This is a genomic window from Helicobacter pylori (genome assembly GCA_008032935.1).
GTDB classification, from domain to species: Bacteria; Campylobacterota; Campylobacteria; order Campylobacterales; family Helicobacteraceae; genus Helicobacter; species Helicobacter pylori_CX.
This window is the reverse complement of the sequence record CP032039.1, coordinates 99,515-115,165: the sequence shown is the minus strand read 5'-3', so window position 1 is coordinate 115,165 and position 15,651 is coordinate 99,515. Positions and strand designations below refer to the sequence as shown.

At 39.9% G+C, this 15,651-nt stretch carries 14 protein-coding genes and 1 pseudogene; 5 read left to right on the top strand and 10 right to left on the bottom strand.

Features of this window, described 5'->3' with window-relative positions:
• Positions 1–12: 12 nt before the first annotated feature.
• The 3 genes from D2C78_00590 to D2C78_00580 form a co-directional block, all read right to left on the bottom strand.
• Positions 13–453: an alpha-1,2-fucosyltransferase gene (locus D2C78_00590; GenBank protein ID QEF34622.1), complete on the bottom strand. Its 441-nt coding sequence runs from the start codon at positions 451–453 to the stop codon at positions 13–15.
• Complete coding sequence (locus D2C78_00585; GenBank protein QEF34621.1) at positions 437–910, bottom strand: alpha-1,2-fucosyltransferase; 474 nt, start codon at positions 908–910, stop codon at positions 437–439. The genes D2C78_00590 and D2C78_00585 overlap by 17 nt, the downstream gene beginning before the upstream one ends.
• Positions 911–1,004: 94 nt before the next feature.
• On the bottom strand, positions 1,005–1,535 hold the full coding sequence (locus tag D2C78_00580) for a hypothetical protein (protein QEF34620.1): 531 nt from the start codon (positions 1,533–1,535) through the stop codon (positions 1,005–1,007).
• A 72-nt stretch (positions 1,536–1,607) separates the two neighbouring features.
• On the opposite strand from D2C78_00580, the gene D2C78_00575 reads away from it, so the two are divergent.
• Positions 1,608–2,552: a D-2-hydroxyacid dehydrogenase gene (locus tag D2C78_00575; GenBank protein QEF34619.1), complete on the top strand. Its 945-nt coding sequence runs from the start codon at positions 1,608–1,610 to the stop codon at positions 2,550–2,552.
• 351 nt (positions 2,553–2,903) lie between these two features.
• On the opposite strand, the gene D2C78_00570 is transcribed toward D2C78_00575, so the two are convergent.
• Positions 2,904–3,617 (bottom strand): hypothetical protein, encoded by a 714-nt coding sequence (locus D2C78_00570; protein QEF35791.1) that lies wholly within the window; start codon positions 3,615–3,617, stop codon positions 2,904–2,906.
• A gap of 106 nt (positions 3,618–3,723) precedes the next feature.
• Complete coding sequence (locus tag D2C78_00565; GenBank protein QEF34618.1) at positions 3,724–5,184, bottom strand: threonine synthase; 1,461 nt, start codon at positions 5,182–5,184, stop codon at positions 3,724–3,726.
• 208 nt (positions 5,185–5,392) lie between these two features.
• On the opposite strand from D2C78_00565, the gene D2C78_00560 reads away from it, so the two are divergent.
• The 3 genes from D2C78_00560 to D2C78_00550 all read left to right on the top strand — a co-directional run bounded on the left by D2C78_00560 (position 5,393) and on the right by D2C78_00550 (position 9,402).
• Complete coding sequence (locus D2C78_00560) at positions 5,393–7,420, top strand: methyl-accepting chemotaxis protein (protein QEF34617.1); 2,028 nt, start codon at positions 5,393–5,395, stop codon at positions 7,418–7,420.
• Positions 7,420–8,526 (top strand): hypothetical protein, encoded by a 1,107-nt coding sequence (locus tag D2C78_00555; GenBank protein QEF34616.1) that lies wholly within the window; start codon positions 7,420–7,422, stop codon positions 8,524–8,526. The genes D2C78_00560 and D2C78_00555 overlap by 1 nt, the downstream gene beginning before the upstream one ends.
• Positions 8,527–8,640: 114 nt before the next feature.
• Entirely contained in the window at positions 8,641–9,402 is a 762-nt protein-coding gene (locus D2C78_00550) for an outer membrane beta-barrel protein (protein QEF34615.1), read from the top strand.
• On the opposite strand, the gene D2C78_00545 is transcribed toward D2C78_00550, so the two are convergent.
• A complete protein-coding gene (locus tag D2C78_00545; protein ID QEF34614.1) occupies positions 9,374–10,165 on the bottom strand; it encodes a glycosyltransferase in 792 nt (263 codons plus the stop codon). The two genes, D2C78_00550 and D2C78_00545, sit on opposite strands and share 29 nt — an antisense overlap.
• Positions 10,166–10,195: 30 nt before the next feature.
• Complete coding sequence (locus D2C78_00540; GenBank protein QEF35790.1) at positions 10,196–11,788, bottom strand: HAMP domain-containing protein; 1,593 nt, start codon at positions 11,786–11,788, stop codon at positions 10,196–10,198.
• Between the two features lie 90 nt (positions 11,789–11,878).
• Here D2C78_00540 and D2C78_00535 point away from each other — a divergent pair.
• Positions 11,879–12,071, top strand: a pseudogene (locus D2C78_00535) (hypothetical protein).
• Positions 12,072–12,104: 33 nt separating this feature from the next.
• Here D2C78_00535 and D2C78_00530 read toward each other — a convergent pair.
• The 3 genes from D2C78_00530 to D2C78_00520 all read right to left on the bottom strand — a co-directional run bounded on the left by D2C78_00530 (position 12,105) and on the right by D2C78_00520 (position 15,643).
• The gene (locus tag D2C78_00530; protein ID QEF34613.1) at positions 12,105–13,850 is read right to left on the bottom strand and encodes a bifunctional metallophosphatase/5'-nucleotidase; all 1,746 of its coding nucleotides are present in this window, start codon (positions 13,848–13,850) and stop codon (positions 12,105–12,107) included.
• A gap of 152 nt (positions 13,851–14,002) precedes the next feature.
• Positions 14,003–14,455, bottom strand: a complete 453-nt coding sequence (locus tag D2C78_00525) for an S-ribosylhomocysteine lyase (protein ID QEF35789.1) — start codon at positions 14,453–14,455, stop codon at positions 14,003–14,005.
• A 45-nt stretch (positions 14,456–14,500) separates the two neighbouring features.
• A complete protein-coding gene (locus D2C78_00520) occupies positions 14,501–15,643 on the bottom strand; it encodes a cystathionine gamma-synthase (GenBank protein QEF34612.1) in 1,143 nt (380 codons plus the stop codon).
• Positions 15,644–15,651 lie beyond the last annotated feature (8 nt).

Sequence of the window (15,651 nt, the reverse complement as noted above, 5' to 3'; positions counted from 1 at the left end):
TTTTAAGCCGCTTTAAGCGTTATACTTTTGGGATTTCACCTCAAAATGGGATTCTATCTTCACCCATTCCTTACAAAGGATATTTTCATGCCCAAAAAGCCAGTGTTTAGGGCCAATAATGATTTTTTCTGGATTGTTTATCAAATAAGCCGCCCACCAGCTATAAGTGCTGTTAGCGATAATGCCATGCTGACACGATTGCATGAGCAGCATGTCCCAATACGCCTCTTCTTCTTTATCCCTAGTGGTCATGTCCATAAAAGGGTAGCCCAGATCAAGATTTTGCGTGAATGTTAAGTCTTCGCAAAACACAAAAAGCTCCATGTTTGGCACGCGCTTTGCCATATACTCAAGCGCCTTTTTTTGATAGTCAATACCAAGCTGACAGCCAATCCCTACATAATCCCCTCTTCTTATATGCACAAACACGCTGTTTTTAGCGGCTAAAATCAAAGCAAGTTTGCGGTGGTATTCTTCCTCTTTTTTTTATTAGTTTTATTATTTTCGGGGGGGGTAGGGTGAAGGTTTGCTTGATTAAAGGGGATATAGCGTCAAAATATCGTGGATCTTGGAAATAGCCAAAAAAGTAAGTCAAGCGGCTTGGTTTTAACAATTCAGGCTCGTATTCAAACACGATTTCTTGGCTCACCCTGTCAAACCCCATGCGTTTGAGCACCTCTCTTACTAGCTTGGGGAGGTGTTGCATTTTAGCCATAGCGATTTCTTTTTCGCTCGCATAGGGCAAATCAATAGGGAAAAGTTCTAATTGCATTTTCCTATCGCTCCAATCAAAAGAAGTGATATCTAATAGCACAGGCGTATTAAGGTGTTTTTGCAAACTTTTAGCGAAAGCGTATTGGAACATTTGATTCCCAAGCCCCCCACAAATTTGCACCACCTTAAAAGCCATTCAATCCCTTTGTTTTTCAAATGAAACGCTCATTTTAGCTCATTTTAAAGCCCTTTTTCAATAAAAACCTAAAAAGTGGGGTAACGCTTTCAAATCATTTGAATTTTTTATTTGAAAAAGACGCGTATGAGGGTTCTAGCAAGCGTTCTTGGTATTCTAAAAGAATCCTGTCTTCGCTATTGAGCGAGTAGGCTTCATCGTATTTGCGCTTGATGATGCCCTTTAAAATGGTGTGCTGGACTTGGTATTTATCTTCTTTAAGCATTTCATCCACTAAAGCGTAAAGCTGAATGTCTTGAATGAGTAAATCTGAAATTTTAACGCTCTCTTTATCAAACAATTCTTCATTAGCGCAATATTCATTCACTAAAATAAGCACCCGGTCATACACATCCGATGCGATTTTAGCGTTTAGGGTTTTATAAATGTAATCTTTGATTTTTTTGAGTTGCTCTTCTAAATCTTCACTGGCCTTGCTCGCTAAAGCCAGAATGCTTAAGATTTGAATGAGAGTCATCATTTTATGGCTTAAAGAGCGGGTGCGCCATTTAATGAGAAAACGCATGAAATAAGACATTTTGACAGAAAGGCTACAAGGGAGGGTGTTTTTCTTGGGTTTTGGCATGTTTAGTTTCTTTTAAAAAAGGATTTTGTGGTTTAATTATATAACTTTAAAATTAAATCTAGGAGTATAGAGATGAAAACATTCAAAAAAGGCGTGGTCTTAGACGCTAAAAGCGTGGGGTTAAAAGCGCTAGAAGTTTTAAAAGAAGTGGCGGATTTTGATTTTTATGAGATCACTTCGCCTAATCAGGTGGTTGAGCGCTGCAAAGACGCTGAGATTGTGGTGCTGAATAAAGTCGTTATCACTCAAGAAATTTTAAGCCAATTGCCTAAACTCAAACTCATTTGTATCACCGCTACAGGCATGGATAATGTGGATATAAAAAGCGCAAAAGCTTTAGGCATAGAAGTCAAAAATGTGAGCGCTTATTCTACAGAATCCGTAGCCCAGCACACTTTAGCGTGCGCGTTGTCTTTGCTAGGGAGGATTAATGATTACGATCGTTATTGCAAAAGCGGGGAATATAGTCAAAGCGATATTTTTACGCACATTAGCGATATTAAAATGGGGCTTATTAAAGGGAGTCAATGGGGGGTTATTGGTTTAGGGACTATCGGTAAAAGAGTCGCCAAGCTCGCTCAAGCTTTTGGGGCAAGGGTGGTGTATTATTCCCCTAAAGACAAAAAAGAAGAGTATGAGCGCTTGAGTTTAAAAGATCTGCTCACAACAAGCGATATTATCAGCATTCATGCCCCCCTAAATGAAAGCACGCGCGATTTAATCGCTCTAAAAGAATTGCAAAGCCTAAAAGATGGGGCGATTTTAATCAATGTGGGGCGTGGGGGCATTGTGAATGAAAAGGATCTGGCTGGAATTTTAGAAACCAAAGATTTGTATTACGCAAGCGATGTGTTTGTGAAAGAGCCTTTTGAAAAAGATCATGCGTTTTTGAACCCAAAGATCCAAAATAAATTGCTTTTAACCCCCCATATCGCATGGGCGTATAGCGACAGCTTGAAAACCTTAGTAGAAAAAACCAAAGAAAATATCCAGGATTTTTTAGCTTCTCAAAAATAAACGCAAAAAAGGGGGTTTTTTGTTGGGCTTTTCTCCCCGCTTTTCTCCCCTTTTGCCGTGAAAGTGCTCCTTTCTAAAGAAAGGGGCTTCCTAATTAAGCAATTCCATTGAACGCTAACACGAAAGGCTCTTTAAGGTCTGCATGAATATTTCCTACCCTATAAAAGAGGATTTTAACCTCTTTTAGCTTTGAATATAGCCTAACGGCTATGCACTTTTGCACCCTAAAGGACAGAGTTTTTTGCACTAGTGGGATAAAATCTAAACAATGGAGTAAGTTTAATGGTTTTTAACCAAATTAAGAAAAAACCTTTAGGTGGATTGACCTAAAGGCTTTATTAAAGGGGATAATCACATCTTAGAAATATCAATTTTAAAGGTGTGGATTTCATCTTCTAAAAAGACTTTAACCACCACCACACCCGGGGTTTTAAGGTTTTTGGTATCCACTACCACAAACCCTCCCTTAGCCTTACTTTCAACATTAAGGGTGTTGTTTTTAAGGTAATTGATCGCTAGGATTTTTAAAGCTTGGCGGCTTTCTTGCATGACTTCTTGCTCTTCTACATCATCCATCATCATCATGCCAAAGCCTGGCCCATACATGCCCATTCCCCCATACATCATGCCATTATAAGCTAAAAATCCCCCTTGCCCGTAATAAAACATAGGCGGGGTGATCATATTGACATTATCAATAGGGGTGGTCGGCACGGCAATATTAAAACTTTGTAAAATGCCCTCAAAATCAAAACTGGATTTCATCACCTGTCTTAGGCTTAAGACCGGCAAATTCGTTTGGTTGATAGATACCGAAATGGCTTTACGGCTAAACACCACAGGATTTCCCTCTAAAACTTGCGCCGCTACATACAGCACCAAAGGGGACTCGCTCAGGCCTTTCAATTTGCTTTGAGCGATTTCTAGCTGGACTTTAGATTTGGCTTGCGTGGAAGTCATCACTTGAATCCCATTATTATAGGATGCAACATGTTCAGGCGTGATCTTATAGCTCGCGCAAGCGCTCATCAGTAAGGCTATCGCTACTAAAACGATTCTTTTCATCAAAATCCCTTTCATTCAAAGTTTAATTTTCGTTTAGAATTTCCTTATTATAGTGTAGTTTGACTTAAAATTAAGATTTTATTAAAAACAAGAGCTTAAAAAAGATTTAATGTAGGCTTTCTAACCACAAAAGGATAGAAGATTTGATCTCATTGAGTTTTAAAACTTCTTGGTGCTTGATTCCTCTTTCAAATAAATCATCAAGGCGCTGGCTATCTGGGGTATTGTAGCTGTTTTTAAGCGTTTCTAGGGCGGTTTTGTCGTTATCGTTTTTCTTTTGCTCGTTTAGGGCTAAAAGGGTGGTTCTAGGGAATTTTTCATAAGAGGCGGTGGCAGAAACAAGGGTTTTTTCACTAGTTTTCAAGCTAGCGTTTAAAGCGGTGGCGGTGTGGGGGTCAATCAGGTATTGGTGCTCTGCATAAACTTCTTGGATTGTTTTCAAACAAGCTTCATCTGAGCAGCTCGCGCAAGAAAAATGCTCCTGTAAAAGGGCTAATTCTTTAGGCTTTAATGCGTAAAACTTCTCTTCTTCTAAAGCTTGCATCAATTCTAGCGTGCGTTCAAACCCAAAGAGATCAAAAAGCACTCTTTCCACATTAGAGCTTTTTAAAATATCCATAGCTGGCGAGTAAGTTTGCTTTAAAGAACGATGGGTTAAATCGTAACGCCCTGTTTCTATAAACTCCCTTAAAACATCATTGCTGTTGGTTACAACCTTGATTTTAGCAATATTCAAGCCCATTTTTTTGGCATAAAACGCTCCTAAAGCATTCCCAAAATTACCGCTAGGTATGGCTAGGGTGATTTTTTCTTTAGAATTGATCGCGCCTTTTTTATACAATTCTAAAAAGCCCCAAATATGATAGACGATTTGAAAAGCGATGCGCCCAAAATTCACGGAATTAGCCACGCTTAATTTCAATTGGCGCACTTTTAAAGCGTCGTTAAAATCATCGTCTTTTAAAAGGTTTTTGAGCGCGTTTTGCGCATCATCAAAATCCCCACTGATCCCAAAGACCTTTAAATTGCTAGCGCTTTGGGTAACCATTTGGAGTTTTTGGACCAAACTTGTGCCGTCTTTGGGGTATAAACACACCACAAAAACATTAGGCATGTCTGCCAAACTTTCTAAAGTCGCAGGGCCGGTATCGCCACTGGTAGAAACGAGCATTAAATACTTTTCATTTTTTCCTACCGCTAGATTAGAAAACAAGCTCGCTAAAGGCTGTAACGCCATGTCTTTAAACGCCAAACTAGGCCCATGGTAGAGTTCTTGGACAAAAAGCCTTTCATTGAGCGCAAAAATAGGGGCTGGATTTTTAGGGTTATCAAAATTTTCATAGCGTTTTAAAGCGCTTGTTAATAAACCCTTAGGAATCTCTAATCCCAACCGCTCAAACACGCATTCTACCAGCTCGTTATAGCTCAGATTCAAACAATCCTGCCATTCTAATGTTTCAAAATGCTCTAAAGTGTAAAGACCGCCTTTTGGGGCGTTGGGGTTTAATATTGCTTCAATAAAATCAATCTTTTTTTCTTTCAAAGAACGCGTGGGGACAAAAGGCATGGTGATTCCTTTTTATATTTTAATTATTTTAATTTCAAGTCGTAGCATACCCTAAAAGAGCGAATGCAACCTTAAAATGGTTTTTGATGAGAATGATTGATCGTCTTTTTAATCCAATTTAATTTTTGATTTATGCTTATAATACTATAATGCGGTTTAAAATTTTGCCGCAAATGGGCAAAAAATTTCATCATAGTAAGGTTGTGTTTTGTCTAAAGGTTTGAGTATCGGTAATAAAATCATATTGTGCGTGGCGTTGATTGTGATCGTGTGCGTGAGCATTTTAGGGGTGTCCTTAAACAGCAGGGTGAAAGAGATTCTAAAAGAAAGCGCTCTGCATTCTATGCAAGATAGTTTGCATTTCAAGGTTAAGGAAGTGCAAGGGGTTTTGGAAAACACTTATACGAGCATGGGCATTGTCAAAGAAATGCTCCCTAAAGACACCAAAAGAGAAATCAAAATCCACTTGTTAAAAAACTTCATTTTAGCCAATTCGCATGTCGCTGGGGTGAGCCTGTTTTTTAAAGACAGAGAAGATTTAAGATTAACGCTTTTAAGGGATAACGATACGATTAAGCTAGTGGAAAATCCGTCATTGGGGAATAACCCTTTAGTGCAAAAAACGATGAAAAATAAAGAAATTTCTAAAAGCTTGCCTTATTATAGGAAAATGCCTAATGGGGCGGAAGTTTATGGGGTTGATGTTCTTTTACCTTTATTGAATGAAAACACTCAAGAGGCTGTAGGGGCTTTGATGATTTTCCTTTCTATTGACAGCTTCAGCAATGAAATCACTAAAAACAGGAGCGATTTGTTTTTAATTGGTGTTAAGGGTAAAGTGCTTTTGAGCGCGAATAAGAGTTTGCAAGACAAATCCATCGCAGAAATTTATAAGAGCGTGCCTAAAGCCACCAACGAAGTGCTAACTATTTTAGAAAACGGCTCTAAAGCGACTTTAGAATACCTAGATCCCTTTAGCCATAAGGAAAATTTTTTAGCCGTTGAAACCTTTAAAATGCTAAGCAAAACAGAAAGTAAAGACAATCTTAATTGGATGATCGCTTTAATCATTGAAAAAGACAAGGTCTATGAGCAAGTAGGCTCGGTGCGTTTTGTAGTGATCGTAGCGAGCGCTATCATGGTGTTAGCCTTGATTATAGCGATCACTCTCTTAATGCGAGCGATTGTGAGCAATCGTTTGGAAGCCGTTTCTAGCACCTTATCTCATTTCTTCAAATTATTGAACAATCAAGCCAATTCCAGCGGTATTAAATTGGTTGAAGCGAAATCTAATGACGAATTAGGCCGCATGCAAACAGCGATCAATAAAAATATCTTGCAAACCCAAAAAATCATGCAAGAAGACAGGCAAGCCGTCCAAGACACCATTAAAGTGGTTTCAGATGTGAAAGCAGGGAATTTTGCGGTGCGTATCACGGCTGAACCCGCAAGCCCTGATTTGAAAGAATTGAGAGATGCACTAAATGGGATCATGGATTATTTGCAAGAAAGCGTAGGGACTCACATGCCAAGCATTTTCAAAATCTTTGAAAGCTATTCTGGTTTGGATTTTAGAGGCCGGATCCAAAACGCTTCGGGTAGGGTGGAATTGGTTACTAACGCTTTAGGGCAAGAAATCCAAAAAATGCTAGAAACTTCGTCTAACTTTGCCAAAGATTTAGCGAACGATAGCGCGAATTTAAAAGAATGCGTGCAAAATTTAGAAAAGGCTTCCAACTCCCAACACAAAAGCTTGATGGAAACTTCTAAAACGATAGAAAATATCACCACTTCCATTCAAGGCGTGAGCTCTCAAAGTGAAGCCATGATTGAACAAGGGCAAGACATTAAAAGCATTGTAGAAATCATTAGAGATATTGCCGATCAAACCAATCTTTTAGCCCTAAACGCTGCTATTGAAGCCGCAAGGGCCGGCGAGCATGGCAGAGGCTTTGCGGTGGTGGCTGATGAAGTGAGAAAGCTCGCTGAAAGGACGCAAAAATCGCTCAGCGAAATTGAAGCCAATATCAATATTTTAGTGCAAAGCATTTCAGACACGAGCGAGAGCATTAAAAACCAGGTTAAAGAAGTGGAAGAAATCAACGCTTCTATTGAAGCCTTAAGATCAGTTACTGAGGGCAATCTAAAAATCGCTAGCGATTCTTTAGAAATCAGTCAAGAAATTGACAAGGTCTCTAACGATATTTTAGAAGATGTGAATAAAAAGCAGTTTTAATGCTCATTCATATTTGCTGTTCGGTGGATAACCTCTATTTTTTAAAAAAGGCTAAAGAGGCTTTTGTGGGTGAAAAAATAATAGGGTTTTTTTATAACCCCAATATCCACCCTTATAGCGAATACTTGTTGCGTTTAGAAGACGTGAAACGCACTTGCGAGATGCTAGAAATTGAATTGCTTGAGGGCGATTATGAATTAGAAAAATTTTTAGACAAAGCTAAGGGTAAGGAATTGTTAGGGGAAAAAAGCGAACGCTGTTTTGAGTGCTTTGATTTACGCTTAGAAGCGAGCGCATTAAAAGCCTTTGAATTAGGGGAAGAAAAATTCACCACCACCTTACTCACAAGCCCTAAAAAAGACCCTAACCAGCTCATCGCTAAGGGACAACACATCGCGCAAAGGCACAATTTGGAATTTGTTGTGTTTAGAAACGATAATTTTGAACATTTTAAAAGCGAGTTGGGTTTAAACTTGCAAGCTTTGGCGAGAGAAAACGAGCTTTATCGGCAAAATTATTGCGGTTGCCAATTCGCTTTAAAAATCCAAAAAGAATCCCAAAATAGAAGCCCCTTTGAGCTTTACTCGCCTTTAAAACGCCAGATTTTACCCGCAAGCGTTGAAGAAAGGACGCAAGTTTTTAGAGCGTTAGAAGCGGCTAAAAAGAATGGCAATAAGCCTTTCTTAGCCCAAAAAACGATCGCAACTTACCGCTTATTGAATGGGGGCGTGTGGCTTTCTAAAAATTCAAACCCCTTGAATTGCTGTATTCTGGCGCGCTCTAAAAGTAAGGCTAGAGTTAGGATTAACGATTTAAGGTGGGTTTTTTCCCAGCGTTTAAACGCGCTAGTAGGTTATAGCCAAAGAGATGAAACCTTGTTTTTAACTTTAGAAGGCCTTAACACTCTTATGGCAAAAAACTACGAAAATTTAAAAGAGTTAAACCTTAACCCTTTAAATTATGAAGAAGAGTTGTCTTTAAGGGCGTTAGTGAGCGGGAGCGAGAGCATAAACCCTATTATCGTGCTAGAAGAACGCATAGAAAAAACCCTTTTTGTGGAAATTAAAAGCATTTTTCAAGAAGAAAAGGTGTTTTATTTGCTCTAAGCCAAATTAAAATACAGCGTTGTGCGTGGGTGGGGTTATAGTAAAACATACAAGTAATTTAAAATCAATTTAAGATAATTAGGCATAATAGTCGCAAAAAGTTTAAGGCTGTATTTGAAAACTCTATTTAGTGTTTATCTCTTTTTATCGTTGAATCCACTCTTTTTAGAAGCTAAAGAAATCACTTGGTCTCAATTCTTAGAAAATTTTAAAAACAAGAATGAAGACGACAAACCTAAACTCCTAACCCTTGATAAAAACAATGAAAAACAGAAAATCCTAGACAAAAACCAGCAAATCTTAAAAAGGGCTTTAGAAAAAAGCCTTAAGTTTTTCTTTATTTTTGGATACAACTATTCGCAAGCCGCTTATTCAACCACTAATCAAAACTTGACTCTTATGGCTAATAGCATAGGGTTTAATACCGCTACGGGCTTGGAGCATTTTTTAAGAAACCACCCTAAAGTCGGTTTTAGAATCTTTAGCGTCTATAACTATTCCCATTCCGTTTCGCTCTCCCAGCCTCAAATCCTAATGGTGCAAAATTACGGGGGCGCGTTAGATTTTTCTTGGATTTTTGTGGATAAAAAAACCTATCGTTTTAGGAGTTATTTAGGAATCGCTTTAGAGCAAGGGGTGTTATTGGTGGATACGATTAAAACCGGTGCGATCACGACCATCATTCCCAGAACCAAAAAAACCTTTTTTCAAGCCCCCTTCCGCTTTGGTTTTATCGTGGATTTTATCGGCTATTTGTCTTTGCAGTTTGGGATTGAAATGCCCTTAGTGAGGAATGTTTTTTACACCTACAATAACCATCAAGAAAGATTCAAACCACGATTTAACGCTAATCTTTCTTTAATCGTTTCGTTTTAGACTCCCCTTTCCCCCTTTTGAACAAGCCCATCACTTTCCTTGGGTATTTTAAAAGCATGGAAAAAACATTCGCTTGAATGCCGTTTTCTTTACATGCTCTTATGTTTTCTTTATTCCTTAATAAAAGGCTTTTAAACCCATTCGCGCTAACCCCCCCGGTGCGCATCACCACTAACACTTCTTTCAAATAAGAAAAGCTTATTTTTTGCACCACAAACAAGCGGATAATCATCTCAAAATCCGCTGAAATCTTATAATCGGTTTTGTATAGCCCATAGCGTTCATGAATGGCTTTTTTGACAAAAAGCGTGGGGTGGGCTGGCACCACGCCATAAAGCAAGGTTTTAGGGTTAAACTCCCCGCTTTCATAATAACGGACCACTTTTTCTAAACAATCCGGTTTGACAAAAACCAGATCCGCATACACGCTATCGCAATGCTTTTTTTCAAACTCATGCACCACTTTTTCTATCACAAACTCATCAGCATAAAAATCATCGCTATTCAATAAAGCGATAATATCCCCACTAGAGCGCCTTATGCCCTTATTCATGGCGTCATAAATGCCCTTATCCTTTTCGCTCACCACGCAAGCGACTTGATCCTTGTATTTTTGAATGATTCCTAAAGTGCTATCCGCGCTAGCCCCGTCTATAATGATGTATTCAATGTTTTTATAAGTTTGATGAAGCACGGAAAGAATGGTGTCTTCAATGGTTTTTTCGCTATTAAAACACGCCGTGATCACAGAAACTTTTAACAATCCAACCCTTTTATAATAAACTCCCCCTGATCAAGTTTTAAACAAATTCACTTGTTTGTCTAAATTCATGGTCGTTCCATTCACATGCGTAGCGATATTTAAAATATCTGAAGAATCCGCTAAAGTTTTAGAAGCCACTTTTTCCACTCCTACAAAATCGCTTACCATAGCTTCAATTTGGCGTCCGGATTTGGCGTAATCGTCCATGCTTTGATTGCTGTCTGACACGACTGAGCTTAGATTAGAACTCATTTTTTCGTAAGTTTCTTGCACGCTTTTACTCATGTCGCTCAAGCGTTCCATTTTTTGCGAATTGAGATTCATTTGCGAACTCACGGCGTTGATTTCTTGGACAATCACCATGATAGTGGAATTGATTTCGGCTAAAGACTTTTGAGTGCGCCCGGCTAAATTCCTAACTTCATCAGCCACCACCGCAAAGCCTCTGCCATGCTCGCCGGCCCTTGCGGCTTCAATAGCGGCATTTAGGGCTAACAGATTCGTTTGATCGGCAATATCATTGATAATATCCAAAATGGATTTGACACCATCAGCGTTACGGCTTAGTTGCTCCACTTGGCTAGAGAGTTCCTCTTCAGTGTGCGCGCTCTCTATGATTTGAGAAAATAAATCCCCGATCGCATCCTTGCTCTCTTTGACAAGCCCTTGCGTTTCAATCAAACGCTTCCTTAACCCTTGAGACTGCTCTATGGAAGCATTCATCATGCTCGCTATACCAGTGGCTTTATTTTTCACGGAATTTAGGGTGATTGATGAATTTTTCATGCTCTTTTGGGTTTCTTGCGCGATTTGGACTAATTTATCCATTGAAGTTTTATTGAGGGTGGAAATCCCTTTAATCTCTTCCATAATCAAGCGGGCGTTTTCCACAAACAAATTGATCCCACGGCCCACTTGCGAGATTTCATCGTTGCGATCACCCACTTCAATTCTGGCTCTCAAATCCTTATCCCCATGGCTAAAAGCGTTGATTTTAAGGACCAGTTCATCAATGCGTTTCACGATCCTTAATTTAGCGTATATGAGCGTCAAAACCACTAACGCTATCGTCGCTGTCAGTATCCAAAGGAATAATTTCGTGGTGTTTTCATTAAAAACCTTATTTACGCCTTCTTTGATCGCTTGATTTTCGGTGTTAATGTCAGTGTAATAAGAAGTCGCTGCGATCACCATTTGAGAAATCTCATCATAATGCGAGTAGGCGAATTTTTTCTCCGGCACGCCTCCATCGTATTTAGGCATTTTATAATAAGTGTAGCCTCCCCCTTTTTTAGCCGCCTCCAAATACCCCCTAACATAATACACCCCATCAACGCTCTGAGCGTCAAGCCCTGATTGGCCTACGGTTTTAGGATTGACCGGATCAAACAATACCACCCCATTTTTATCCACCACCACCATATAAATCATGCCCTTATCGTTGTTGATGCGTTTGAAATAATTCAACGCCATTTTTCTTGCAGTGGCATTGTCAAAATTTTTATAATACTCATGAATGCCCTGTTCAAGAAGCTTAGTCATGTAAGCGAGCGTTTTTTCACGCTTTTTGTATTGCCCGGTTTCTAAATGCTCCATGAGTTGCGCTAACACATCTTTTTGCATGACCTTTACAAAACCAATAAAAAGCCTCCCCTAAAGAAATAAGAGCGGCTAACACGACCAGCATGATACGAGTCCCCAACGAAGCAAACATTGAAGAAAACATCATTTATCTCCTATCAATCATTTTTAAGTCAAACCCTAATTTGAGAGTTCAGCTTCCAAATGCACCCCCCCCCCGAAAAATGAGTGGCGCAAAGTAAAATTAAAACCCGGTGGTTTGAAAACCGCTGAAAAAGTGAAAAGCCAACAATCTAGGATTATAGAACATTCCTTTTTAAGTTAGGCTTAAAGAATAAAATAATAAAAATAAAAAATCTTATTCAACTTCACTTTCCTTAATGGATTTGACGTTCAAAGTCCTCCCGTCTTTTGAAGTGGGGATTTTGATGCTCCCCTCTTTTAATTTTTCTGCCAATTTTTTTAGCAACGGGTTTTTGAAATCGTAGTGGATGATTTCCCAGTTATGTTCTAGTTCAGGGGTTACTTTTGCGTTTTTTTCTTCAGTGATGTATTTAATAATCAAATCCCGTATTTGCCCGTTATCTTGCAACGCGTCGTAAGAATCATAATACTTATCAGCGTTTGTAACCAGCTTTAAAGTCGTGGATAATGTCCCGAATCGGTAATTGTTGATCGCTAATTTGTATGTTGCTTTAAGGTTAATGGGTTTGTTGTTGATTGTCGGATTAATAATCCTTTGCCCGGCGGGTTTGGTAACATCAACTTGGTATTTCACGCCAGAAAACATGTCAAAGTTATAGCCACGAACATTTTCATTAAAACTGATCGTCAAATCGCCCGGTTGCAACTGGTTGTAAAATCGGTACGACCATTCCATGTATTTCAACAGGTTTTCACCCGTTATTTTCACTCCAATGAGCGTATTAACGAACTTGTAAATATAAGCGACATCTTTTCTTTTGAAAGGCCCTTTTTTCAAATTCGCCCCAAAATTGAACAAGGCTGCCGCTGAAACATCGGCTTTTGCGTAATATTTTTGCACTTTGTTGATCAATTCTATCACCGGGGTTTCTTGCAATGCGGCGGTGGGCATCGTGGTGATTTTTTCTTCTCCTGTGATAAAATCAGGCCTGTCAATGAAGGTTTTTGTCACTTCGCCGACCACTTCATTAGCGTATTCTTTTGATTTTTTATCCACATATTCGTATTTTTTCGCTAATTCTTCATCCTCTGGCACATCTTTTGTGGGTAAATTTTCAGTCGTTACGGTTTTTTTCTTCGTTTGAGTGTCAAATACCACCACGCCCTTTGCCAGATAAGCCCCATACGCTCCAGGCTCAATGGTATGCACCTTTCCTATTTTAGTGTTATAAACCGCATGCTCATGCCCTGCAAAAATGATGTCAAATTGCGGGAATTTTTTCGCCAAATCCGGTATCCCATCGCCACCTTTCTCATCTTCTCGCCCCAAATGAAAAGTGCCAATCAAAATATCATACTTCCCTTTCAGCTCTTTCAAAGTCTTTTTTAACGCTTCTTCAGCGTCCAAAAACTTCAAGCCTGCAAAATGTTCAGGCGTAGCGGCCTCCCAAGTTGGGATGTGCGGCACCACATACCCCACAACCGCCACCCTCACGCCATCAATTTTTTTAATCATATAAGGCTTCACAAACGGCTTATTGTCCGCAGTTTTGATAATATTCGCATTCACGACACCGCCGTTAAACCCCTTAATGTTTTTCTCTAAAAAATCTTTGCTGAAATTAAACTCGTGATTGCCAAGCACACGAACATCAAATTTCAAATCGTTTTCGGCTCTAACTAGCGGGTGAGTAGACTCATCATTAAACAACTCCGTGCTATTGCCTTGCAACAAATCTCCGCTGTCAATCAAAACCACATTTTTATTCTCAGCCCTTTGCTTTTTGATTAAAGCCGCAATCCTTGTCAAGCCGTTATTGGGTTTTTGTTCGCCAACCGCATAATCATACGAAAAAAGCCGCCCATGAATGTCTGAAGTTTCCAAAAACACTATTTTGACTTCTTTTGCAGATATTGAAAGTGTTAGCGTTAAAAATACGGCTAAAATTAATTTTTTCATTGAAATCCTTCCATAAAAGAGATTCATAACGATAATTTTTACATAAAATTAACGCTGATGCGATGGTTTTTAATTGGCATTTAACGCTTATGGGAAAAATGGGTAAAATAATGGGTAAGGGGGTAGGGGAGTAAAATCATTCCCCAAACCAATCAAACCCCCACTTCAGACCATTCAGCGCGTTTGTCTAAAAAAGCGTGTGCTAAATTCTGCGCGCCCTCTAAAGTGTGGTTAGCCGCCCAACCGCATTGCTTTTCATTGCTGGCAGGCACTTCTGTAGCCTTTAGCACATCTTGCATCGTCTTTTCTAAAACCTCTAAAATCTCTGTGTAATTGTCATGGTTTAACACCGTGAGATAAAACCCTGTTTGGCAACCCATAGGCGACCAATCCACGACATAACTAGCATGGTTGCGGATAATTTCAGCGACTAAATGCTCTAAAGAGTGTAAGCTAGGCATGTCCATGTGATCCTTATTGGGCTGCTTGAAACGCACATCGTATTTGACAATCACATCCCCATTAACGCCCTTTTTGCGATCAGCGACACGCACATAAGGGGCTTTGACTTTGGTGTGATCCAAATTAAAACTCTCTACATTCATTTTCATGTTTTTAACTCCTTTAGTTTATAGATTATAGTAAAAACTTTAGCTTATTTTAGCGAACGCTTGCTCTAAATCTTCTAACAGATCCTGTTCATGCTCAATCCCCACAGACAAACGCACCAAGCCATCTCTGATTCCGGCAACTTCTCGTTGCGTTTTAGGGATACACGCATGGGTCATAAATGCCGGAATCCCCACCAAACTTTCCACCCCGCCCAAACTCTCGCCCAAAATGAATAATTTAAGGCTTTCTACAAAAGCAGCCGCCTCGCTGTCATTTTTGAGAGTGAAAGAGAGCATCCCGCTAAAGCCACGCATTTGGGCTTTGGCTAGCTCGTGGTTAGGGTGGGTGGGAAGGCCTGGGTAATAAACCCTTTCTACTTTAGGGTGTTTTTCTAAAAACTCAGCCACGCAAAGGGCGTTTTTTTGATGGGCCTCCATGCGCAATCCCAGCGTTTTAATCCCTCTTTGCAACAGCCAGCTGTCTTGAGGGCCTAAAACCCCACCGATAGCGTTTTGGAAAAAAGCGATCTCTTGGGCTAGCGCTTCATTATTGGTGGTTACAAGCCCGGCGACTACATCGCTATGCCCACCTAAGTATTTTGTGCCGCTATGCACCACAATGTCCGCTCCCAAAAGAAGCGGGTTTTGGCAATAGGGGGTGGCAAAGGTGTTATCCACGATAGTGAGCAAACCATGATCTTTAGCGACACTAGCGCATTGCGCTAAATCCGTGATTTTAAGCAAGGGGTTACTAGGGGTTTCTAAATAAAGGGCTTTGGTGTTGGGCTTGATAGCCTTTTTGATTTGGGATAGATCGCTAGTGTCGATAATGGTGCAAGAAAGCCCGTTTTTGACAAGCACTTTATTAAACAAGCGGAAAGTCCCCCCATAAACATCATCGCCCAATAACACATGATCGCCTGATTGCAAGAGGGAAAAAACGGCATGGATTCCAGCTAGTCCAGAAGCAAAAGCAAAACCTTTAACCCCCCCTTCTAAATCGGCGATGAGTTCTTCTAAAGCAAAGCGCGTGGGGTTGCCTGAGCGAGAGTATTCATAGCCCTTGTGGCGGCCTATGGCGTCTTGGCGGTAGGTGGAAGTTTGATAAATAGGCACGCTCACTGCCCCCGTTGTGGCGTCCTCGCTAATGCCCCCATGGATTAATTTGGTTTGCATGCGCATGATTTTTC

Bases quoted from the DNA above. Each gene is read 5' to 3' on its own strand.
- D2C78_00585 (QEF34621.1), bottom strand. From the start codon at position 910: ATGGCTTTTAAGGTGGTGCAAATTTGTGGGGGGCTTGGGAATCAAATG.
- D2C78_00580 (QEF34620.1), bottom strand. From the start codon at position 1,535: ATGCCAAAACCCAAGAAAAACACCCTCCCTTGTAGCCTTTCTGTCAAA.
- D2C78_00575 (QEF34619.1), top strand. From the start codon at position 1,608: ATGAAAACATTCAAAAAAGGCGTGGTCTTAGACGCTAAAAGCGTGGGG.
- D2C78_00570 (QEF35791.1), bottom strand. From the start codon at position 3,617: ATGAAAAGAATCGTTTTAGTAGCGATAGCCTTACTGATGAGCGCTTGC.
- D2C78_00565 (QEF34618.1), bottom strand. From the start codon at position 5,184: ATGCCTTTTGTCCCCACGCGTTCTTTGAAAGAAAAAAAGATTGATTTT.
- D2C78_00555 (QEF34616.1), top strand. From the start codon at position 7,420: ATGCTCATTCATATTTGCTGTTCGGTGGATAACCTCTATTTTTTAAAA.
- D2C78_00540 (QEF35790.1), bottom strand. From the start codon at position 11,788: ATGCAAAAAGATGTGTTAGCGCAACTCATGGAGCATTTAGAAACCGGG.
- D2C78_00530 (QEF34613.1), bottom strand. From the start codon at position 13,850: ATGAAAAAATTAATTTTAGCCGTATTTTTAACGCTAACACTTTCAATA.
- D2C78_00525 (QEF35789.1), bottom strand. From the start codon at position 14,455: ATGAATGTAGAGAGTTTTAATTTGGATCACACCAAAGTCAAAGCCCCT.
- D2C78_00520 (QEF34612.1), bottom strand. From the start codon at position 15,643: ATGCGCATGCAAACCAAATTAATCCATGGGGGCATTAGCGAGGACGCC.